22 protein-coding genes are annotated in these 20462 nt (G+C 38.0%); 15 read left to right on the top strand and 7 right to left on the bottom strand.

What is annotated here, in order from left to right:
• Nucleotides 1-33: 33 nt before the first annotated feature.
• Nucleotides 34-861, bottom strand: a complete 828-nt coding sequence (locus ACUN8G_RS02260; RefSeq protein ID WP_437345492.1) for a Yip1 family protein — start codon at nucleotides 859-861, stop codon at nucleotides 34-36.
• Between the two features lie 227 nt (nucleotides 862-1088).
• Here ACUN8G_RS02260 and ACUN8G_RS02255 point away from each other — a divergent pair, with 227 nt between their 5' ends.
• From ACUN8G_RS02255 to amrB, 4 genes are read left to right on the top strand one after another with little or no spacing between them, the layout of a single operon-like run.
• Nucleotides 1089-2465 carry a tryptophanase gene (locus tag ACUN8G_RS02255; RefSeq protein WP_437345491.1) on the top strand — a complete coding sequence of 459 codons (1377 nt, stop codon included), beginning with the start codon at nucleotides 1089-1091 and terminating at the stop codon, nucleotides 2463-2465.
• A gap of 12 nt (nucleotides 2466-2477) precedes the next feature.
• Nucleotides 2478-3293: a DUF4905 domain-containing protein gene (locus tag ACUN8G_RS02250; protein ID WP_437345490.1), complete on the top strand. Its 816-nt coding sequence runs from the start codon at nucleotides 2478-2480 to the stop codon at nucleotides 3291-3293.
• Nucleotides 3294-3857: an AmmeMemoRadiSam system protein A gene (amrA, locus tag ACUN8G_RS02245; protein WP_437345489.1), complete on the top strand. Its 564-nt coding sequence runs from the start codon at nucleotides 3294-3296 to the stop codon at nucleotides 3855-3857.
• Nucleotides 3854-4669: an AmmeMemoRadiSam system protein B gene (gene amrB, locus ACUN8G_RS02240; protein ID WP_437345488.1), complete on the top strand. Its 816-nt coding sequence runs from the start codon at nucleotides 3854-3856 to the stop codon at nucleotides 4667-4669. Before amrA ends, amrB begins: the two co-directional genes overlap by 4 nt.
• Here amrB and ACUN8G_RS02235 read toward each other — a convergent pair.
• Complete coding sequence (locus ACUN8G_RS02235) at nucleotides 4663-5901, bottom strand: DNA polymerase Y family protein (RefSeq protein WP_437345487.1); 1239 nt, start codon at nucleotides 5899-5901, stop codon at nucleotides 4663-4665. The two genes, amrB and ACUN8G_RS02235, sit on opposite strands and share 7 nt — an antisense overlap.
• Nucleotides 5902-5972: 71 nt before the next feature.
• Entirely contained in the window at nucleotides 5973-7937 is a 1965-nt protein-coding gene (locus ACUN8G_RS02230; protein ID WP_437345486.1) for a thiamine pyrophosphate-binding protein, read from the bottom strand.
• Between the two features lie 207 nt (nucleotides 7938-8144).
• On the opposite strand from ACUN8G_RS02230, the gene ACUN8G_RS02225 reads away from it, so the two are divergent.
• The 4 genes from ACUN8G_RS02225 (at nucleotide 8145) to ACUN8G_RS02210 (ending at nucleotide 11706) form a co-directional block, all read left to right on the top strand.
• Complete coding sequence (locus ACUN8G_RS02225; RefSeq protein ID WP_437345485.1) at nucleotides 8145-8804, top strand: hypothetical protein; 660 nt, start codon at nucleotides 8145-8147, stop codon at nucleotides 8802-8804.
• A gap of 7 nt (nucleotides 8805-8811) precedes the next feature.
• Entirely contained in the window at nucleotides 8812-9117 is a 306-nt protein-coding gene (locus ACUN8G_RS02220; protein ID WP_437345484.1) for a hypothetical protein, read from the top strand.
• Between the two features lie 13 nt (nucleotides 9118-9130).
• Complete coding sequence (locus ACUN8G_RS02215; RefSeq protein ID WP_437345483.1) at nucleotides 9131-9640, top strand: hypothetical protein; 510 nt, start codon at nucleotides 9131-9133, stop codon at nucleotides 9638-9640.
• A 98-nt stretch (nucleotides 9641-9738) separates the two neighbouring features.
• Nucleotides 9739-11706 carry a tetratricopeptide repeat protein gene (locus ACUN8G_RS02210; RefSeq protein ID WP_437345482.1) on the top strand — a complete coding sequence of 656 codons (1968 nt, stop codon included), beginning with the start codon at nucleotides 9739-9741 and terminating at the stop codon, nucleotides 11704-11706.
• Here the strand turns inward: ACUN8G_RS02210 and ACUN8G_RS02205 are convergent.
• From ACUN8G_RS02205 to gpmA, 3 genes are all read right to left on the bottom strand, one after another.
• A complete protein-coding gene (locus tag ACUN8G_RS02205; RefSeq protein ID WP_437345481.1) occupies nucleotides 11699-12196 on the bottom strand; it encodes a hypothetical protein in 498 nt (165 codons plus the stop codon). The two genes, ACUN8G_RS02210 and ACUN8G_RS02205, sit on opposite strands and share 8 nt — an antisense overlap.
• 44 nt (nucleotides 12197-12240) lie before the next feature.
• The gene (locus tag ACUN8G_RS02200) at nucleotides 12241-13269 is read right to left on the bottom strand and encodes a PorV/PorQ family protein (RefSeq protein WP_437345480.1); all 1029 of its coding nucleotides are present in this window, start codon (nucleotides 13267-13269) and stop codon (nucleotides 12241-12243) included.
• Nucleotides 13270-13407: 138 nt separating this feature from the next.
• A complete protein-coding gene (gene gpmA, locus ACUN8G_RS02195) occupies nucleotides 13408-14154 on the bottom strand; it encodes a 2,3-diphosphoglycerate-dependent phosphoglycerate mutase (protein WP_437345479.1) in 747 nt (248 codons plus the stop codon).
• Nucleotides 14155-14264: 110 nt separating this feature from the next.
• On the opposite strand from gpmA, the gene ACUN8G_RS02190 reads away from it, so the two are divergent.
• Both ACUN8G_RS02190 and ACUN8G_RS02185 read left to right on the top strand, forming a co-directional pair.
• Entirely contained in the window at nucleotides 14265-14720 is a 456-nt protein-coding gene (locus ACUN8G_RS02190; RefSeq protein WP_437345478.1) for a TPM domain-containing protein, read from the top strand.
• Nucleotides 14721-14781: 61 nt separating this feature from the next.
• Nucleotides 14782-15750 (top strand): MBL fold metallo-hydrolase, encoded by a 969-nt coding sequence (locus ACUN8G_RS02185; protein WP_437345477.1) that lies wholly within the window; start codon nucleotides 14782-14784, stop codon nucleotides 15748-15750.
• Here ACUN8G_RS02185 and ACUN8G_RS02180 read toward each other — a convergent pair.
• On the bottom strand, nucleotides 15728-16609 hold the full coding sequence (locus tag ACUN8G_RS02180; protein WP_437345476.1) for a DMT family transporter: 882 nt from the start codon (nucleotides 16607-16609) through the stop codon (nucleotides 15728-15730). The two genes, ACUN8G_RS02185 and ACUN8G_RS02180, sit on opposite strands and share 23 nt — an antisense overlap.
• Before the next feature lie 121 nt (nucleotides 16610-16730).
• Here ACUN8G_RS02180 and ACUN8G_RS02175 point away from each other — a divergent pair, with 121 nt between their 5' ends.
• The 5 genes from ACUN8G_RS02175 (at nucleotide 16731) to ACUN8G_RS02155 (ending at nucleotide 20401) form a co-directional block, all read left to right on the top strand.
• Nucleotides 16731-18119 carry an aminopeptidase P family protein gene (locus tag ACUN8G_RS02175; protein ID WP_437345475.1) on the top strand — a complete coding sequence of 463 codons (1389 nt, stop codon included), beginning with the start codon at nucleotides 16731-16733 and terminating at the stop codon, nucleotides 18117-18119.
• Between the two features lie 72 nt (nucleotides 18120-18191).
• Entirely contained in the window at nucleotides 18192-18620 is a 429-nt protein-coding gene (locus tag ACUN8G_RS02170) for a CBS domain-containing protein (RefSeq protein WP_437345474.1), read from the top strand.
• 4 nt (nucleotides 18621-18624) lie between these two features.
• Entirely contained in the window at nucleotides 18625-19101 is a 477-nt protein-coding gene (locus ACUN8G_RS02165; protein WP_445480892.1) for a DUF2721 domain-containing protein, read from the top strand.
• On the top strand, nucleotides 19094-19690 hold the full coding sequence (gene aat / locus ACUN8G_RS02160; RefSeq protein WP_437345472.1) for a leucyl/phenylalanyl-tRNA--protein transferase: 597 nt from the start codon (nucleotides 19094-19096) through the stop codon (nucleotides 19688-19690). The genes ACUN8G_RS02165 and aat overlap by 8 nt, the downstream gene beginning before the upstream one ends.
• 33 nt (nucleotides 19691-19723) lie before the next feature.
• Nucleotides 19724-20401, top strand: a complete 678-nt coding sequence (locus ACUN8G_RS02155) for a hypothetical protein (RefSeq protein ID WP_437345471.1) — start codon at nucleotides 19724-19726, stop codon at nucleotides 20399-20401.
• The last annotated feature ends 61 nt before the right edge of the window (nucleotides 20402-20462 follow it).

Genomic DNA, 20462 nt, shown 5'->3' with positions numbered 1-20462 from the left:
AGGCTGTACTTGTTAATACAGCCTCGATGAAAATTATTGCTGCAGGAATGCGAGGAATGGGATATTAGCTGCCAGCCACCAGAATATAAAACCTACACCGATCCACAAACCGAATATCGTTGCAAAATATTTGCCGGTCTTTTCCGAATTGAACATCTTTGCCAGCGCTATGCTGACTACTGAATAAAACCAGATCGAAAAGATGTCCACTCTCGATAAAAGGAAATAAAGAAATTTTGATTTATCAATATTCATAATTGCTGCAACACTTGTGGAGGTAATATATTTGTTTGTTACCAGTGCAATAATTACCATCACAATAATTTGAATCACTATTATATAATACGGAAGTCCGTATGCTGACATTGTATCCTTGAAGGTACCATCACCTTTAAGAAGTAATTTGCACACAAGGAAATAAACTCCGGCGACTATGAAAAATGTAATAAACGTAATAAATAGAATGCTTATGGCAGTAAATACAATTGCCATCGAGCCACCTTTTTCCATCCTTTCACGTATCTGTTCCAATTGTTCCTCTTTTTGTACTTCGGTCATTTGGCCACTTTGAACTGCTTCGTCAAAATTTTTTTCGATCTGTGCCATCTGTTTTTCGACTATCGAAAGTTTTATTGCCGGATTGCTCATCATAATTACATTCGAAAAAATGGCTGCCACGATAACGATGAAAATTGGAATTAGCCAATCGCTTGTCTTGGGTCCGATTTTTTTTAATTTTTCGAATGTAGCTGCCGGTTCCGAAAATACACCTACAAGTTTGTCTGTGTGACTGAATTCCATTTCCTCTTCTTCTTGTACAGAACTCATTTTGGGAATTTGATTGTCTTGTTTTTCATCCATTTAATGCTCCTTCTGGTTGTGAATTTATCGATTAATTAAAGTTACTTATTTTCCAAAAGGGATTTTAGAACTGGAATTTTAGGCCTTGAATTATTTGTCGAAAAAAATAAGAGTTTATCGCAGTATTAGCAAGGAATATTTTTTAATTCGTTTGGTCTTTTAAATCAGGAATCTTTGTAATTTAGTGATAAACAGTAGAATCAAAAATTCAGAAGGATTTTTATGTTATGAAAACAATAATCGAACCATTCAAAATCAAGACAGTCGAACCGATAAAATTTACTTTGAGAGAGGAACGAGAGGAAATATTGAAGAATGCGGGCTACAATCCATTCTTAATTAAAGCAGAAGATGTTATAATTGATCTTTTGACCGACAGCGGCACTGCAGCTATGAGTTCGGAGCAATGGAGTGGTATAATGAAAGGCGACGAATCGTATGCCGGTGCCAGAAGTTTTTTCCGTTTTGAATCGGCTGTAAAAGAAATTACAGGCAACAAATACGTAATTCCGACACATCAGGGAAGAGCTGCTGAAAAAATATTATTCTCAATTTTGGGCGGCCAAGGGAAATATTTCATCAGCAATACTTTTTTCGATACAACGCGTGCCAATATCGAATTTACAGGTGCCGAAGCAGTCGATTTGTTATGCCCGGAAGGGAAAAAACCCGAAGTGGCAGCTCCTTTTAAAGGCAATCTCGATGTGGAAAAATTAGCTGCTTTTATTGAAGAAAAAGGGAAGGAAAACATCCCGCTTGTAATGATAACCATTACAAATAATTCCGGTGGAGGGCAACCAGTATCGCTCGAAAATATTAAACAAGTCAGAAAAGTTTGCGACCGATACGGCATTCCACTCTTTTTTGATGCCTGCAGGTTTGCAGAGAATGCTTACTTCATTAAAAAAAGAGAAGAAGGGTATTCAGAAAAATCTGTTCGGGAAATCGTTAAAGAAATCTTCTCTTATGCTGATGGCACAACAATGAGTGCTAAGAAGGATGCCCTGGTTAATATCGGCGGATGGCTTTCGATGAATGACGAAAATCTGGCAATGCAATGCAGAAATCTCCTTATTGTAACCGAAGGATTCCCGACGTACGGTGGACTTGCCGGCAGAGACCTCGAAGCAATTGCCCAGGGTCTTGAGGAAGTTCTGGACGAAAATTATCTTAGATACCGCATTCGTAGCACGGAATATCTTGGAGAAAAATTAATGGCTGCAGGTGTGCCAATTATTGAACCGCCAGGTGGACACGCAATTTATATCGATGCTAAAAGATTTCTGCCCGATATACCACCAGAACAATACCCCGGACAATCGATTGTGTGCGAACTCTACCTCGAAGGCGGCATTAGAAGTGTGGAAATAGGATCCGTAATGTTTGGCAAATACGACAGGAAAACAGGTAAACTTATTCCAGCTATGATGGAACTGGTGCGGCTCGCAATTCCCAGACGCGTCTATACTCAAAGTCATATCGATTATGTTGCTGAAGTTGTTGTTGAAACTTTTAATAAACGCCATAAACTAAAAGGCTATAAAATTATTTATGAGGCACCAATACTGAGGCATTTTACTGCACGATTCGAACCAATTATTTAATATGGAACAATTATGAATATCAAAAAACATTTTACAGTCAAATCTAATTGGCAGGTGTGGAGAATACTTATTTCCGAAAGCGACTACCTTGTTATCGAATCGAGAGATAAAGATACAAAAGAAGTCTCTTTTCACTCGTATGATTTGAAGACTGGTAACACGATTTTTGAAAATTTTCAGCTGGACGAAAAATATTACGTCGGCATCGAAACGGTTTATAAAGATATCCTCTATTTTCATAAATATCCCAAACCAGATCTTCCAAATCACAAAGGGATAACGGCATTCGATATCAGCTCTTCTGAAATGCTATGGGACAACGATGAATACTCATTCCTTTTTGCTCACGACGAAAAACTCTATTGTTTCAAACAGGGATTTGACGAAAGATACTTTTACACTGTCGACTATAAAACCGGTAAAATGCTGGAAGATATGGGCAATGACTACAGGAAAATTAATGCGTTACGTATGGAAGCTGACCAACAAAACAAGTATGAAGATTATTCTTTTCCAAAACTCGATTTTGATTATTCCGAAATAAAACCGTTGATCTTAGAAAATCTTGCGAACTTAGAAGTTTATGGCAATATCGAATATGCTACATATAATAATTTATTAATGTTTAACTACCATCTACAGGAAGGCGAAAATTTGTATACAAACTATTTCAGAATAATAAATGTGGATAACTCTAATCTGATTTTTGAAGAAGTGTTAAACAATAAAGCAAGTTCACTTTTTACGGACTCTTTCTTTATTTACAAGGATTACCTGATTTTATTGAAAGAAAAAGACGGTTTAAATATTTACAAGCTGGAGATGTAAATGGAACTGAGCAAAGAGGAAAAAAGAGTCTTATTGCATGCGGCAAGGAAGTCAATCGAAACGATTTATAGCGGAGAAAAATTGCCGTCTTGCGATTATGAAAAATATCCGTCCTTGAAAAAAGAGGCCGGTGCTTTTGTAACATTGACCGAGAATGGTGTATTGCGCGGCTGTATTGGATACATTACTTCCACCAAGCCACTTTACGAAACTGTCTGCGAAGCCGCAATTCATGCTGCTCAGGACGACCCACGATTTGAACCCGTGCGGCGTTCCGAATTGCCGTTGATTAATATTGAAATCTCTGTTTTGTCAGAACCTTTTCCGATTGAAAATTATGACGAGATTGTCATTGGTAAACACGGTTTAATTGTAGAAGAGAAAGGAAGGCGAGGCTTGTTACTTCCGCAAGTGCCTGTCGAGTATAATTTGAGTAAAGAACAATATCTCGATGCTCTTTGTCAAAAGGCCGGACTTCCTTCCGATTACTGGAAAGTAAAGCAGCTTAATCTCTATGCTTTTACTGCTAATGTGTTTAGCGAAGCAGAGCTGGAGGAAAAATGAAAAAAGTAAGACAACCCGCTGTGGCCGGGATGTTTTATCCTTCTTCACCAAAGAAACTTACAGACGAGATCAATGAAATGCTCGAAAAAGCCGGCACAATAGAAACGCCCGATAATCTATTCGGCATTATAGCACCACATGCAGGTTATGTTTATTCAGGTCAAACGGCGGCAAAGGCATATAAACTACTGAAAGACAAAAATTACAAAACTGTTGTTGTCATTTCTCCGAGTCACCGTGAATATTTCCCTGGCATCTCTATCTTTGACGGCGATGCATATCTTACTCCACTTGGTGAAATTGAAATCGATCAGGAAATGAGGGAAAGAATTACCGAAGGAAGTAAAATTATTTTTAAAGGGATTAATGGTCATCGAAGTGAACATGCTCTCGAAGTTCAATTACCTTTCCTTCAAGTGGTTCTCAAAGATTTCAAATTGCTGCCGATAGTAATGGGCGACCAGAGGCGATTGTTTGTAGATGAGCTTGCGGAAAAATTAAGTAAAGTAGCTGATGAACATACTCTCGTTGTTTCGAGTTCAGATTTATCTCATTATTATTCCAAGAATGTTGCCGAACAACTCGATTCGATAGTTGTCAATCATATTAATAATTTCGATTACAATGGTCTTCAAAATGACCTTGAAGAGAACCGATGTGAAGCCTGTGGTGGAGGTGCTATAGTCAGTTTAATGAAAAGTGCCGACCTGCTCAATCGAAAAAATGCGAAGGTTCTGGCTCGTACTGATTCAGGCGACATAACAGGTGATTCAAACGAAGTTGTGGGATATCTTTCGGCAATTGTTTATTGATTCGATTCGATATCGTCGTCTTCCAGTTCTACATCTGGAATTTGAGTAAATGCAATTCTCATTGGTGCAGAATTGAGTGCATTATGCGAACCAGCAAAGTATGCGGCTCCATAACCGTATTTTTTATTCAGAAAGTCGAGAGCGTTGTGTAAAGACCTGGTCTTTTCGTAATTCTCAAAAAATGAAAGGGTGAATTGATTTTCGGGCAGTAAGTTGTAAAGAGTGACTGCAACGGCAAGTGGTTTTTCGCTGGTGTTCGGGTAAAAGTCCCACATTTTTTCGAATGCTTCGATGAATGACATTGTATTTTGCGTATGAGGAAACGAAATTTCATTTCGCCATTTTTTACCGTTAAGAAACTTCACTTTAATCGACATTGTCCCTGCCACATACTGCATATAGCGTAGACGTATAGCGGCTTTTTGGAGCAGACGATGTAGTACGGCATAAGCACCGTTTTTATTTCTGAATTCGGGCGACATTACATGTGAATGTCCCACTGTAGTACGATGTGTCGGAGGGCGTTCGACAACTTCACCTCTGAGTTGCATGTAGATTCTTTCTCCCTCGATTCCGCCCCATACTTTTCTTAAAGTTGATTTGCTGGCTTTGCATAACTTTTCGACCGAATCGATACCAAATTTTCTGAGACGAGGCTCCATCCTTCGGCCGATACCTACAAGGTCGTTTAATTTGAGAGAGAATAAAATATCCGGCAGGTCTTTCTCTTGAATTACAACCAAGCCGTCCGGTTTTTGCATGTCGGTTGCAGTTTTGGCAAGATATTGATTCGGCGCCAATCCAATAGAACATTTGAGAAATTTACCGACATTTTTATATATGGTCTCTTTGATTTTTTTTGCCAGAGCTATTGCATTTTCCGGTTCCCGCTGCTTTCCAACAAGTGTACACGAAACTTCATCTATCGAATATACTTTATCGATAGGGATACACGATTCGATAGCCTCGATTAGCCGATTGTGGTATTCTATGTAAATCCTATGACGAGCCGGTACAATTTGCAAGTCGGGACATACTTTTTTTGCTTCATAAACAGGTGTTCCGGTTTTGATTCCATATTTTTTTGCTTCGTAGCTTGCAGCAATGCAACATGTTGTCTCTGCTTTAACAGGGACAACCGCTACCGGCTTACCTCTCAGATGTGGATATTGCTGCTGCTCGCACGAGGCAAAAAATGAATTGAAATCCAGAAAAAGATTTCTCAATGGCATAGTAACGACGGAAATTTATGGAAAGAATTTAGTTCGGTTTAAACTTATTCAAGTTATGTAAGAAATTCAAATCACTGCGGAGCGTCGGCGCTATAGAAATTTTTGCCTGAATTGTTGACGAGATTTCCGTAACCCGAAATTCTTTCTGCAAGCGACATACCGTCCAGCCCGTGATATTTTAATACCTCTTCAGGAGTACCGCATTCGGGATAGTCGTTCAATCCAATTTTTTCGAACACCTTCCCTTTAAAATGATGTACAGCAGCCAGTGCATCGAGTATTCTATCGCCCAGTCCGCCAGTTGTGGAATGATCTTCGAGAACATAGATTTTTTTGAATTTGTTTGTAATCTCTGCAATCCAGTCGAGGTCAATTTTATTGAGCCACGGCATATTAACAACTTTAAGACCGAATCCTGATTTTTTTAATATTTCGTAAGCCGTCAATGCTTCGTGTAGCATTACAGGACCGTAAGCAAAAATTATAGCATTTTCTCCTTCGGTCAGCTCTGTTCCAATTCCAATTCTGAATTGATAATTGTCAGGAAGCTCAATATTTCTCGGCGAGGGACCAATTATAAGTCGAAGCACGCAATTTTCTTTTGCTTCGTTAATGCAATATTCAACGGCTTTACGGGTTTCGAGTGAATTGCATGGCTGAATGATTGTAATATTCGGGAGATTGCCGAGGAGTGCTATGTCGCGTACGCTTTGATGCGATTTGCCAGGTCCAGCCGGAATCAGACCGGCAAAGTGGCAGACATAAATAATTTTTGTTTTCTCACCAGCGTTATTATAAATTTGTTCATTTGCTCTTGCCGCCAGAAAACTTGCAAATGTATTTACAACTGGAATTAAACCCATTCTGGCCAGTCCGCCAGCAGTCGAAACCATATCTTGCTCGGCAATTCCGTTTTCGATGAATCTATCAGGAAAAGTATATTCGAATTTTCTGAGTTTACAGTCCGCCGCTAAATCGCCGTCGAGTACAATAATGTTAGGATTCTCTTTTGCCAGCTCTACCAGTGCATCCCCGAAAGCATCTGTAACAAATTCTTTTGTAGATTTGAAGGAAACTTTTTCTTCGGGAATATTTTCCGGAATTTCAATGACGATGTTCAAAGATGCAGCTAATTTCCTGATCGAATCACTTAATTCTTTTAATCCTTTTATATAGCTATCGTTATCCGGAGCGCCACTGTGCCATTTATAATACGTTTTACCCGATATCGTTTCTGTAACAGGTTTTTCCATAAACGATACGCCTTTACCTTTAATCGTATCTGCAATTACCATCTTGGGTTTGCCAGTTATCCCTTTTAAATCTTCGAATGTCTTTTTTAATTCATTAAAATTGTGGCCGTTTATTTGCACCACGTGCCATCCGAAAGATTTAACTTTTTCAGTTATATCTTCGATATTGTTGACTTCCGATACAAGCATATCGGTTTGATATTTATTGTGGTCCATAATGGCAATTAGATTGTCGATACGTTGATGCGCAGCTGCCTGGAGCGCTTCCCAAACCTGTCCTTCCTGAAATTCACCGTCGCCTGTTAATACATAAACATTCCCACCGCATTTCTTATATCTTTTTGCCCATGCCATCCCTTTACCTTTAGAAATCCCCATACCGAGTGAGCCTGTACTTGCTTCGATTCCTGGAATACGTACTTCAGGATGACCGTCGAGTCCATTTAGACGGCGTAACATTAATAACTTTTCTTCCGATATTATTCCAATAGAATATAAAAATGAATAAAGTCCTGGTACATCGTGCCCCTTTGAAGAAAAATAGATGTCTCTTCCATCGTTCTCCAGACCCACTTTCTCTACGTTTAATTCATTTAAATAAAGATACGTAACAATATCCATAGCACTGAAAGACGAACCAAGATGTCCCGAGCCTGCTTTTTTAACTGCTACAAGAGTATTGTAGCGGCACATCTCTGCATAAAGTTGCATTCTAATTTCCCAACTGCCTTCACGAGTTCTTACTTTGTCGAATTCCTCTTTCTTGATTATTCTGTATGACATGGCTCTCCTTAAATTACGTTATTCAAAAAACAAAGTTATTGGTTTTAGGACAAACTATAAAATAAAATTACTGTTAAATTTAAGAGTTTTCAAAAACGCGTAAATTTTTCTTGATTAATTTTTCTTATGTTTTTAAGTTAAAGTCAAGCGTTATATTTTAGGGCAATTTCCTCCATTATTCCTTCGTTCAAAAAATAGAGAGTAGAGATGCAAGCGGTTAAAATCATTAAACCGTCTTCTGTAGTACTGATGGTAATATTATTGCTTGCGTGCAGCTCGGTTCCTAAAGAAACAGTTGAACTCAATTCAACGATTGGTAGAGATCTGAGTGCCATGCGGTTTGCGCATCTTGAAACCGTCAAACTTTATTACAGCCGTATTGAAGACGAAATAAACGAATTTATTGACGAAGTTTATTTGCCGTACACGGTAAATAATTTGATAAATCAATTCGGCTCGGAAATTTTAGAAAATGATTCAATTACAGGCGAAACAACGATTAATTATGAACATACAAAAGTTATGATTGAAGAAATTTACAGAGAAGTGGAAAGCTACCGACGTTCCAAATTAAAACCGATAAGAGCTCAGAGAGACAGCATTTTGAGCCAGCTCGACAGTGCGTATCAAAAAATAATCTATGCCAATTCTGTTGTTACCAGTTACCTCCAATCAATTGTAAAAGTAAAGGATTTACAGAATGAATTAATTGCGACAGCTGGATTGAGCGATCTGGGTACAGATGCAGGTAAAAAAATTTCTGATCTCTCCGAAAGAATTAAAGATTTGAAGAAGAAAATTGTATCCAAAGAAGAGAACATAGAAAACATAATAAAAGAGTTCGAAGAATTGATTGATTTAAAGTGAGGGATAAATGAGCAAAAAATTGGATGATTTTCGCAAAAGGGTGAGAATAAAAATACGCGAAAGCAGAGAAGCCTTCGAAGGAAAATATAAAGAAGAACTCGAAGAATTACTGGGATTGTCCAAGAGCGAAATAAAGCAAATTCTACCCGATACTACCGACATGCAGATTTATGAACAGTTAATAGCTGTAGTTCGAGAAGCTTCCAGGATTAATTTAAGCCAGGCAGAACTTAAAAAGAATATAGAAGAACTTGGTAAAGCGGCGGTGGAGCTCTCTAAAAAAATTCCTTCGCTTGCAAAATTGTTTGTATAAAAGAGAGGTAAGTATGAACGAACAGGAAAACGAAGTATTGCTGTTAGATGCTGAACAGCGAAAAAAGGCAAACGAATTTATCGTAAAGCATTTACAAAGTACAATGCTCGATGGAAAGATGGAAATCCATAACCTCAGATTCAAATTAAGCGCAACTTACTGGGTAATAGTAATTCTCTCTATTATCATGTTTATCCTTGGAGTCCTTTTGTTGAGTGTGCCGCTGAAGGAAAACGTTGACGAAATTCAATCTCTGATTTCAGGCGGATTGGGTCTGGCTGATTTAACTGCTCTCTTCTTGTTCAAACCGATTGAAAGAATTCACAAATTGATGGGCGATATGAGCCAGATTGTAATTGCGTTGAACAGTTATCAGACACAGGTGGGTTTAAGATTGATGGAAATGGACTCGACAAACAGAAAATCGATCGGAGAGACTTCCGTTTATATTAGTAGCGCTGCCAGAGAAAGTATTAAAGTTATACAGGATTACTTTGAAAGCACAGCTTTAAAGTCACATTGATTTTATTAACCAAAGATTTTAATAGAGAGAAAATCTTCTTATATTTCGAAGTTCCAAAAAAGAGGGAAAGTTCTTTTATAGAGGGTGCATATGCGATTATGATATTGTTAATTTTACTAATTCACACCACGATTGGGTGGGCACAGCCGAATCTTGATAGCCTTCGCAGAAGTATATCCACTTTACCTGATTCTTTAAGAGTTATGGTCTTAACGGATATTTGCTGGAAGGAGAGGACAAGCAATCCGCAGCTGGCAATTGAAGCTGGCGAGGAGGCAATTCAAATTGCAGAAAAAATAAATAACAAGTCTCTGCATGCTCGTGCACTGAATCTACTTGGAGTAGTCTATAGAAATAAAGGAAATTATGCCAGGGCAATCGACTATTATAAAAAAGCATTAATTCTCGCCGAACAGGTAAAAGATTCTGTTCAAATTGGCTATTCGTATAATAATATTGGTGGGATTTACAGAATCCAGGGGAATAATCCGCTTGCTCTCGAATATGTTCTAAAGGGTTTGAAAATATTCGAACAATTGGATGATAAAAGGGGAATGGCATTCTGCAACATCAATATCGGGTTGGTCTACAAAAATCAAAAGAATTATGAAAAAGCTCTTGAATATCTGAATAAAACAATTGAGTTAAGGGAAGAAATTAAAGACGAAGAGGGCAAAGCACTTGCGATGAATTTAATAGCAGAAATTTATAAAGAGCAAAACAGACTTAATGAAGCGCTTGGATACTACCGAAAGATAGAACGAATCTATAAATCAACTGGTAATAAAACAGGACTGGCTTCCGTTTGGGGAGGTATTGGCGATATTTATTTTGAAAAAGGACAATATAAAAGTGCATTAGATTTGAGGGAGAAAGCGCTGGTATTATTGCGCAACGTAAATTCCATCGAGGGAATTGCTAACAACCTGAGCAATATGTCGCTTATCTATTACAAACTGGGAGATGAAACCAGAGCAGATGAAGCAATGAACGAGGCGATAAAACTGGTTGAAAAATATAATATTGCATACGTAAGTCTTGAATGTTATGAGAATGCAACAAAACTTTCCGAAATGAAAGGAGATTTTGAGACTGCACTGAAATATCACAAAAAACTGACAAATGTTAAGGATTCTCTTATCAATCGAAAAAGTCTTGCAGTTGTTAAAGCTCTTGAATCGATTTATGAAAACGAAAAACAAAAGAAAGAAAACGAATTATTAATTAAAGATATCGAATTTGCCGATAAACAACGCAAATTGCTTATAATTATTACTCTGCTCATTTTGCTAACCGCAGTTGTAATTTACAATAGATACAGAGCAAAAAAAGTAGTCGCCGATGAATTAGCCGAATTGAATAATATGAAGGATACCTTTTTCAGAATTCTTGCGCACGATCTTAAATCACCCTTCAATACCATTTTCGTTTACACAAATTTTTTAATCAGTCACTACGACGAAATAGATGACAGCGAAAGGAAACAATTTATCGAAAGTATAGAGAGAGCAGCTAAGAGCAACTATCAATTGCTGGAAAACCTGCTGATGTGGTCGCAGGCTCAGATGGGCAAACTCGAAATGCAGATAGTAAATATTGACCTCTACGAAGTAGTCAAAACAAACTTTTTCCTGCTCGAAGAAGTAGCTAAAAGCAAAGAGATTTCACTCGAAACTTCAATTGAGCCCGGGATTGAAGTGTTGGCCGATGAAAATATTCTCAACACAATTTTTAGAAATCTGATATCCAACGGGATCAAATTTTCCGAGAAAGGAGGGAAAATTTTTGTTGACGCGGTTAAAGAAGATAAAATGGTGAAAATTACTGTGGCAGATAACGGCGTCGGTATGGATAAAGAAACAATGGATAAACTTTTCGTCCGCAATACAAGAATCAGTAAAACAGGTACATCGGGCGAAAAAGGAAGCGGATTAGGTCTTTTACTATGCAAAGATTTTATCGAAAAACTCGAAGGGGAAATTTGGGTTGAAAGTGAACTCGACAAAGGCAGCAAATTTATTTTTACTCTTCGTAGTTATGAAAATCAAAATGAAGAGTCTAATTAAGTGATCGGGCAATAATTTCTTGAGCCTCGCTGAATGATTCAATTCCATCTTTTGCAAGTGTATAACCAGTAATTTCATAATAAGCCGAATTCACTTTTTTGATAATTACCATTGCTTCAATACCCCGGGGCGTTATAAATCTATAACGAGCGGAAGTGTAAGTTTTTTCTTCCACTATTTTGATTTCCGAAAAACCATGAAAATTTTTCCCGAATTTTAGTTTTAAAAAATATCTGTTTAGCTCGGCAATTTCGTCAAGCCGCAGATCGGCATTTACATTAATCTTGTTTATCTCGATGAATGCTTCCCTATTTTTATCTGCAATTAATACAAATTTATTTTGCTCAAATGCTGTGTCCAATATCTGCCAGCCATCGGGCAGTAGAAACGAATAATTATCATGTGCAATTTCAATTGACTTTACCGATACGTTATGAGTGGCACATCCGGCGAGAAACAAAAATAAAATTATTGTGATTAATCTAAGCATTCGAAAAAGTGCCGAAGATTAACAAAATGCTAAAATAAACGGGACTATTCTTTACGCTTGAATTGAACATCTTCAAGCGTAAGAAGCAGCGAAATTCTATGTGATGCAGGAAGAGTTTCGTCTTGATTGCCGCTAACTCGGGAGTAGGAATAATCGATCACCATTTTAGGTAATTTAATACCTGCGCCGATTGTCAATTGTTTTACGTCTGAATATCCAACGCGTAGTGCAGCAATATTTTTGTACTTGTATTCGATTCCTGTATGGAAATCAAAACTTACAGGACCGAGATTAAGATTGGAAGCGAATTTTCTATTTTCGAATCGGGTGTCGATATCAATGGCAGGTGAAAGAACACCTTCCCAGAAATTGATTAAATATGCAGCGCCCAACTTTAATGTTGGAGTAATTAATTCGTTCCTTCCGGTGTCCCAGGCAACGAGTGTAGTGGTAATATCCTGAAAGTTGAGTCCCAGAAGCAAGGAATTAAACGGCTGATAAAATGCACCGATATCGAAACCGATTCCCGTTGCGCTGTATTCTGCAATGTCTCTACGGATAATTTTAATACTGGCTCCCCAATAAAAATTATCTAATTGTCGCTTAGCAAACGTAAGAAAAAATGCCCAGTCAGTGTTGTTGAATTCGGTTATCTTCGAGTAGTCGAGACGGTCTGTATGGATATCAATAACTCCATCTCCGTTTGAATCGTATAATGCGTTTCTTGTGTCGGGAATGCCGTCGATACTTAGTCTTATAACACTGAGTCCTAAACTCATGTCTTTATCGTAAGGGATGGCAACAGCCGCATAATTATAGTTTACGAGGCTTCCAAAATGTTCTTCGTGCATCAATGCTACTTGAGGATAGTCGATATGTGCCAGAGCTGCTGGATTCCAGTAACCGGAGGTAACATCGTTTACGAGGCTCGTTTGAGCTCCACCCATCCCTGAAGCTCTGCCGCCGACTCCAATTGCGAGAAATTCTCCACCGTATTTTCCAATTACTGTTTGAGATATAAGGCGGGATGAAGTAATCAGGAGTAAGATCGTAACGATTAATACTTTTTTCATATTATTCTCCTTTGTGGTTTTATCGTAGCAACTGGAAAGCCGATCTTCTCCTTAATTTTCATATAAAAATTCGGGTCTTAAAAAAGACCCGAATTTTTCAGACAATTATAAAATTTATCTTATAAGAATGCAACCTTATTACTTCTTTTCGGTTTGTTTTGCAACAGCATCGATTGCTGCTTTGATTGCTTCCTGGTCGCCGAGATAATAATGTTTAATTGGTTTCAAATTATCGTCGAGTTCATAAACAAGAGGAACTCCAGTCGGTATATTTAGATTAACAATTTCTTGTTCGGAAATATTATCGAGATATTTAACTAATGCGCGTAAGCTGTTTCCGTGCGCTGCGATTATAACTTTTTTACCACTTTTTATGGTTGGAGCGATCGTTTCATGCCAGTAAGGCAGAAAACGTTCAACTGTCAATTTCAGACTTTCGGTCAAAGGGATGTCTTTTTTGTCGAGGTCTTTGTAACGTGGATCTTTACCAGGATACCGCGGATCGTTTTCGTCTAATGCTGGAGGAGGTACATCGTAACTTCTGCGCCACAATTTTACCTGTTCTTCGCCGTATTTGGCCGCAGTCTCAGCTTTATTTAAACCCTGTAGCGCTCCATAATGACGTTCATTAAGACGCCAAGACTTTATTACTGGAATCCACATTAAATCCATTTCTTCCAGTGCAATGTAAAGAGTTTTGATCGCTCTTTTTAGAACAGAAGTAAATGCGATATCGAACGTATAACCTTCTTCTTTCATTATTTTGCCTGCCTGGTGTGCTTCTTCAATTCCTTTTTCTGATAAATCGACATCAGTCCAGCCGGTGAACAGATTTAATTTGTTCCACTCGCTTTCACCATGTCGTAATAAAACTACCTTGTGCATAATTACCTCGTTTTGTGAAAAAAATCAGATGCAAATATAATAATTTTCGGAATTACGGGGTTTATTTTAATGAACGTAACATTTATCTTTGTCATAAACTTCGAGTAGATATGAAAAGAAAATTAATATATCATTATTTCACAGACGACGACTTTCTCCGTTTTTCAAGGGCAATCGAAAAAGCAGAAAAATCTACTTCTGGCGAAATTCGATTGGCTATTAAAGGAGAACTCCCTTTTTTTGCTTCCCGTAAAAAAATCCGACTATTGGCAGAGGAAGAATTCAAAAAGCTTAATATGCAAAATACGAGGGACAGAACCGGGATTTTAATCTATCTTCTTTTACCCAGAAGAATGTTCTATATTCTTGCTGACGAAGGCATTAATTCAAAAGTAAATCAATCTACTTGGGACGAAATAAGGGATATTATGCAGTCCGAATTTATGAATGGAAAATATTCAGACGGCATTCTAAAGGGAATCGAACTCGTGGGCAAAATTCTTTCCGAAAATTTTCCGATTAAAACGGACGATACAAACGAGTTGTCGAATCAGATTATTACATGATTTAGTGAATTTTTTATTTTGTGTTGTTGTTTCAGGATACGCGTAATTCGATAAGAGTGTTATGCCAGTAAACAGAAGAAATTTTTTAAATAAACTTTCGTTGTTGACAGTCGGTTCGGTTTTTTCATTTTTATTCGGTAGCAGTAATACCAAAGCCGAACCACGTATTGAATTAAAATACAGACCTGAACCGGCCAACTGGGATAACGACAGCATAACACTTTCCTGGATCGGGCATTCGACTGTTTTAATCAACATTATGGGGAAATGGATATTAACAGACCCGGTTCTGTTCGATCGAATTGGTGTGTATCTTTTCGGAACGAGTTTTGGACCTTCGAGAATTTCTCCGCCCGCACTCAATCGAAATGAAATACCACAACCGGATATTATCCTCCTTTCGCATGCACATATGGACCACATGGATTATCCTACGCTTAAATATTTTGCCCAAAAATATCCATCGAAAATAGACGTTATTACCTCTTATTTAACAGGCGATGTTATCGAAGACCTTCCCTGGAAGTCTCTCAATATTATGGATTGGGGCGACGAACTTAAAATTGACGGAATTAATTTCAGAGCCCTGAAGGTAAAGCATTTTGGATGGCGTTTCCCGTGGGAGAAAGACCGCTCACGTGGTTTCTTCAAAGATGGAAGAAGCTATAATGCATATCTAATTGAATATCAAAATAAAAAAATAGTTTTCGGTGGCGATACTGCGATGACAGATGAATTCGATATACTTAAGGATGAAAATGTCGATGTTGCAATAATGCCGATCGGAGCTTATAACCCCTGGCGTAGAAGTCATTGCAATCCTGAGGAAGCTTTGCAAATGGCTGCTCGAATGAATGCAAAATATTTTGTGCCGATACACACTAAAACATTCAGACAGGGAAACGAACCGGTCGACGAGCCTATTGCATGGCTACGAGAATCTGCCTCAAAATATCCAATCAAAGTGGCACTCGACGAAATTGGAAAGACTTTTTCTCTTAAAGAATTCAATTTGGGAGAGAATCGTTAAGACGCTGTATTATTATCCCGCTTACAATCAATACTAATCCTGCAATAGACGAAAGCATCATCTTTTCACCCAATATTAACCAGATAAACAAAAGAGAGATGAAGGGTGAAAGGTATGCCAGAGTTGCCGTGCGAGCTTTATTTTCACTAAGACGTAGAGCTCTAAGCCATAAAACAAAGGTTATACCCATCTCGAAAAATCCAACATAAATCGCTCCTATTAAATACTTGTAAGATATGATCGAAAACGAATCGAATATTAAAATGTAGATGAATGTATAAATTGTACCGAAGAAAAACGATCCGAATAATTTCTCGTCTTCCTTACGACTATCGAGCAAATTAAAAGTCCAGAAGAGACCCCATAACAATGAACTGCCCAATGCGAGGCTCACACCAAGTATGTTATGAAAATGAAGTGAAAAAATATATCCGCGTGTGGCAATTATGATCACTCCCAGAAAAGCTAAAATTAATCCGGCAATAATTCTAAAATTAATTTTGTTCTTCAGAAAAATTGCTGCAAAGATTGAAATTATAATTGGCCATGTATAGTTGAGAGGCTGAGCTTCCTGCGCGGGCAATAGTGAATATGCCTTGAACAAAACGAGGTAATAAAGAAAAGGATTGAGCAGGCCAAGCAGTATATTGTTTTTGATGTGATTTTTCGAAAGCAGAATTTCGCCAACGCACTTTTTTCTCTGGATTATGAAAAATGCAAAAATCAATGTACTTGTTAACGAAGAGTAAAATAAAAGTTGAGCATAATTCATTCCTGTAAGGGTTAACTTGAATGCAGTTGCAACCGTAGACCATAAAAATACAGCACTCAATGCGTATTTTAATCCGCTCTTACTCATTTTTCAATCTATTTTATTTTATGGTTCTGAAAATAGAAAAACTTATTTTATTTTTTTTAGTTTGTTATGAAAAAAATGTCGATTATCTTAAAGTAGTGATCGAAAACATAAAGGTGAATGTATGTTTAAAAAAGAAATTTATATCAAAAGAAGAAATTTGATAAAAAAGAAGATTAAAGAGGGAATAATATTATTTCTTGGAAACGGCGAAGCACCGATGAACTATACAGATAACACATACCGCTTCAGGCAGGATAGCACATTCCTTTACTATTTCGGCATTGACGAACCAAATTTTGCAGGAGTGATAGATATCGACGAAAATAAAGAAATTCTTTTTGGTAATGATTTTGATATCGATGACATTGTATGGATGGGGCCGCAAAAATCTGTCGAACAAAAAGCACACCTCGTCGGAGTTGGAAAATCAGAGCCGCTTTCAAATTTGCAACAATATTTAACCGACAATATTAAGAAAGGAAGAAGAATCCATTTTATTCCTCAATACCGCCACGAAAATATGCTTAAACTCCAGATCCTGCTCGGCATCGATGCTCTTCGAATTAATGAATATGCATCGCAAAGCCTTATACGTGCAGTTGCAGAACAACGTGCGGTTAAATCTAAAGAAGAAATCGAACAAATTGAAAAAGCTCTCGATATTTCGTACGAAATGCATATCGGTGCAATTAAAATGGCTAAACCCGGCATTATCGAAAAAGAAATTGCAGGCTATGTAGAGGGACTTGCTTATTCAATGGGACGAGGATTGTCCTTCCCTGTGATTCTGTCGAAACACGGCGAAACTCTCCACAACCATTCACATAATAATATTTTAAAGAAAGGCGACCTGGTGGTTCACGATAGCGGTGCCGAAAGTCTGGAACATTACGCCAGCGATATCACAAGAACATTCCCCGTCGGCGGAAAATTTTCGGAACGGCAAAAAGAGATTTATAATATCGTACTATCGGCCCAGCTTGCAGCAATTAATTTTATTAAACCAGGAAGAAGTTATAAACAGGTCCATTTGAAAGCTGCATCTGTAATTGCTGAGGGACTAAAAACAATCGGGTTGATGCAGGGAGATATAAAAGAGGCAGTTGTGAAGGGAGCACACGCGCTCTTTTTCCCACACGGTTTGGGGCATCTACTCGGGCTCGACGTTCATGACCTTGAAAATTTCGGGGAGGGCAACTTCGGTTACGACGATAGAATTAAAAGAAGTTCTCAGTTCGGTCTGAAGTCGCTCCGATATGCCAGAGCGCTTGCACCGGGAATTGTAATTACAGTTGAACCCGGAATTTATTTCATTCCTCAATTGATAGACAAGTGGAAAGCGGAAAATAAGTTCACTGAATTTATTAATTATGAAAGGCTAGAAAAATATAAAGACTTTGGAGGCATTAGAATAGAAGACGATATATTAGTAACAGATAATGGTGCACGCGTTCTAGGCAAAAAAATTCCCAAATCTGTCGAAGAATTGGAAGCCCTGGCGTCGGCTTAAATTTTTTCTCTTGCATTTATTGAGTTTCATTACGTACTTTAAATAGGACGTTAAGGCTTAATAGGAGGGATTATGAAGACAATTAAAGAGTTGCTTCAAAATAGAAATATATTTACAGTAAAAACGGGAACTTCCGTTGTAGATACGGTGAAATTTATGGCAGAGCATAACATAGGACTTGTACCGGTTCTGGATGACGAAGGTAAGCTCGTGGGTGTATTTTCTGAAAGAGACCTTGTGAAAAGAGTAATTGCAAAAGGGCTTGATATCAAAACAACAAAAATTGACGATGTAATGACCAGAGAACTAATTCTTGCCGACATAAATGAATCTCATCAGGAATGTCTTAAAAAAATGAAGGACAAAGGGACACGTCATATCCTCGTAATTGAAGAAGGAAAATTAGCGGGAATACTGGCTATGCGGGACCTGCTTGAATTCGACCTTACTGTTCAAAAGGAAACTATAGAAGTATTACACAATTATATTTATGCAAAATAATTTTATGTTCGACATTAATGCACAGAATCTGATTCAATTTATGCTGGCGCCTGCTGTGATGATAAGCGCCTGCGGCTTGCTTCTATTGGGAATTAACAATAGATATTCGCTTGTAGTTAATCGTATTCGTCTACTCAACGAAGAAAAAAGAAAACTTTTTGTCAAAGTAGGCGACAAGCCTCTTTCTACAACGGAAAATCTACGTCTTGTAAGTATAGCCAGACAAATTGAACTGCTCGTTTATCGCGTGCGTTTGATCAGAAATTCTGTGCTCAGTTATGTTGCCGCTGTAGCTCTATTTGTTTTCACGTCGATGCTCCTTGGAATCGGCTATCTCTTTTCACTGGATTACCTGAATATTCCGATCGTCATTGCTTTTTTGATAGGAATGATTCTGGTGCTTACAGGAGCGTGTTTTGCCGGCTTTGAATCAAAGAAAGGATACGATATTATTAAATTCGAAGTCGATGTAGATGACTGATAATCATAATTTTCCTGACGATCTGCTACTTCCCACCAACATGATTCAACTTTATGCAAGGGGCGCCTTCCCGATGGCTGAATCTACAGGTGAAATCAATTGGTACCTACCTGAAATCCGCACTATCATTCCACTGGATGGCTATAATGTACCGCGATCCCTCAGAAAATTTATGGAATCGGTCGATTTCGAATATCGTTACGATACAGCCGTCATGGAAGTCGTACGTCAGTGTGCTAATCGACCTTCCACTTGGATATCAGAAAGATTAATCGAAGCCTACAAAGGACTCTATGATTTGGGCCATCTGCATTCAGTCGAAGTATGGCAGAAAAATAAATTAGTAGGTGGACTTTACGGTGTAACTTACAAAGGCGCTTTCTTTGGCGAGTCGATGTTTTCCGCCGTGTCCCAGGCTTCAAAATGCGCTTTGATAAAGTTAATCGAACGACTGAATGACCGCGGCTTTGTGTTGCTCGATGTTCAATACGAAAACGAGCATCTCAAAATGTTTGGTACAGTCCAAATTAACTATGAAGAGTATCACAATCTTCTTATTCGCGCCTACAAGAAGAATGTTGTATTCTAATTGTTTATATTGAACATCAAAAACAAGACTACAATGGTTAAAAGAATAATTATTCTAATTCTGTTTATGGCTTTTATTGTTTACGGTCAGAGTGTAGGAGGCGCTTTTATGCTTGGGATTCCGCAGGGTGAATTTAAAAATAATGTAGACCGTCTTGGCTATGGTATCCAGTTTCAGGGGCAATTGTGGGAAACAACGCATGATATGCCATATACTTTTGGACTTAGTTTTAGTTATATGGTCTATGGCGAGGTTTCAGAATCAAGGCCATTTCCCGGCTTTCCAGAGGTCTTTCTGGATGTAGAAAGAATGAATAATATGGCCAATGCGCATCTCCTTTTTTATCTATCGCCATTCGAAGGTGTATTTAAGCCATATCTTGAAGGCTTGTTTGGTGGGTCGTATCTTTTCACGACATCAAAAGTCAAAAGTCGACATTCAGATGAACCTTTCGCAGAAGATACTAATTTTGACGATTTCAACTGGAGTTATGGTGGCGGATTTGGAAGCCTGTTTTTGCTTACCGACAACATACCAGGAATAAAGTCGCTCCATCTTGATGTTAAAATCAGATACTTATACGGCACCGAAGCCGAATATCTCACCGAAGAAGACATTGAAATTATTTCTGCAACGCAAGTGCGTTACAATATAAGACGCTCACGAACTGACTTGCTGACATTCGGAATCGGTGTTGTCGTAAATTTTTAGTCGTTTCTTTATTTAGTACTTAGATTTTTATATAATTGTTTAGTTAATATTTACAAACTAA

Source organism: Melioribacter sulfuriphilus (assembly GCF_052656625.1).
Note: the sequence above shows the minus strand (reverse complement) of the source record. Positions and strands in the feature narration are given on the sequence as shown.

What these genes read in the sequence shown, in the direction of transcription:
- ACUN8G_RS02260 (WP_437345492.1), bottom strand. Translation starts at nt 861, where the DNA reads ATGGATGAAAAACAAGACAATCAAATTCCCAAAATGAGTTCTGTACAA.
- ACUN8G_RS02255 (WP_437345491.1), top strand. Translation starts at nt 1,089, where the DNA reads ATGAAAACAATAATCGAACCATTCAAAATCAAGACAGTCGAACCGATA.
- ACUN8G_RS02250 (WP_437345490.1), top strand. Translation starts at nt 2,478, where the DNA reads ATGAATATCAAAAAACATTTTACAGTCAAATCTAATTGGCAGGTGTGG.
- amrA (WP_437345489.1), top strand. Translation starts at nt 3,294, where the DNA reads ATGGAACTGAGCAAAGAGGAAAAAAGAGTCTTATTGCATGCGGCAAGG.
- amrB (WP_437345488.1), top strand. Translation starts at nt 3,854, where the DNA reads ATGAAAAAAGTAAGACAACCCGCTGTGGCCGGGATGTTTTATCCTTCT.
- ACUN8G_RS02235 (WP_437345487.1), bottom strand. Translation starts at nt 5,901, where the DNA reads ATGCCATTGAGAAATCTTTTTCTGGATTTCAATTCATTTTTTGCCTCG.
- ACUN8G_RS02230 (WP_437345486.1), bottom strand. Translation starts at nt 7,937, where the DNA reads ATGTCATACAGAATAATCAAGAAAGAGGAATTCGACAAAGTAAGAACT.
- ACUN8G_RS02225 (WP_437345485.1), top strand. Translation starts at nt 8,145, where the DNA reads ATGCAAGCGGTTAAAATCATTAAACCGTCTTCTGTAGTACTGATGGTA.
- ACUN8G_RS02220 (WP_437345484.1), top strand. Translation starts at nt 8,812, where the DNA reads ATGAGCAAAAAATTGGATGATTTTCGCAAAAGGGTGAGAATAAAAATA.
- ACUN8G_RS02215 (WP_437345483.1), top strand. Translation starts at nt 9,131, where the DNA reads ATGAACGAACAGGAAAACGAAGTATTGCTGTTAGATGCTGAACAGCGA.
- ACUN8G_RS02210 (WP_437345482.1), top strand. Translation starts at nt 9,739, where the DNA reads ATGATATTGTTAATTTTACTAATTCACACCACGATTGGGTGGGCACAG.
- ACUN8G_RS02205 (WP_437345481.1), bottom strand. Translation starts at nt 12,196, where the DNA reads ATGCTTAGATTAATCACAATAATTTTATTTTTGTTTCTCGCCGGATGT.
- ACUN8G_RS02200 (WP_437345480.1), bottom strand. Translation starts at nt 13,269, where the DNA reads ATGAAAAAAGTATTAATCGTTACGATCTTACTCCTGATTACTTCATCC.
- gpmA (WP_437345479.1), bottom strand. Translation starts at nt 14,154, where the DNA reads ATGCACAAGGTAGTTTTATTACGACATGGTGAAAGCGAGTGGAACAAA.
- ACUN8G_RS02190 (WP_437345478.1), top strand. Translation starts at nt 14,265, where the DNA reads ATGAAAAGAAAATTAATATATCATTATTTCACAGACGACGACTTTCTC.
- ACUN8G_RS02185 (WP_437345477.1), top strand. Translation starts at nt 14,782, where the DNA reads ATGCCAGTAAACAGAAGAAATTTTTTAAATAAACTTTCGTTGTTGACA.
- ACUN8G_RS02180 (WP_437345476.1), bottom strand. Translation starts at nt 16,609, where the DNA reads ATGAGTAAGAGCGGATTAAAATACGCATTGAGTGCTGTATTTTTATGG.
- ACUN8G_RS02175 (WP_437345475.1), top strand. Translation starts at nt 16,731, where the DNA reads ATGTTTAAAAAAGAAATTTATATCAAAAGAAGAAATTTGATAAAAAAG.
- ACUN8G_RS02170 (WP_437345474.1), top strand. Translation starts at nt 18,192, where the DNA reads ATGAAGACAATTAAAGAGTTGCTTCAAAATAGAAATATATTTACAGTA.
- ACUN8G_RS02165 (WP_445480892.1), top strand. Translation starts at nt 18,625, where the DNA reads ATGTTCGACATTAATGCACAGAATCTGATTCAATTTATGCTGGCGCCT.
- aat (WP_437345472.1), top strand. Translation starts at nt 19,094, where the DNA reads ATGACTGATAATCATAATTTTCCTGACGATCTGCTACTTCCCACCAAC.
- ACUN8G_RS02155 (WP_437345471.1), top strand. Translation starts at nt 19,724, where the DNA reads ATGGTTAAAAGAATAATTATTCTAATTCTGTTTATGGCTTTTATTGTT.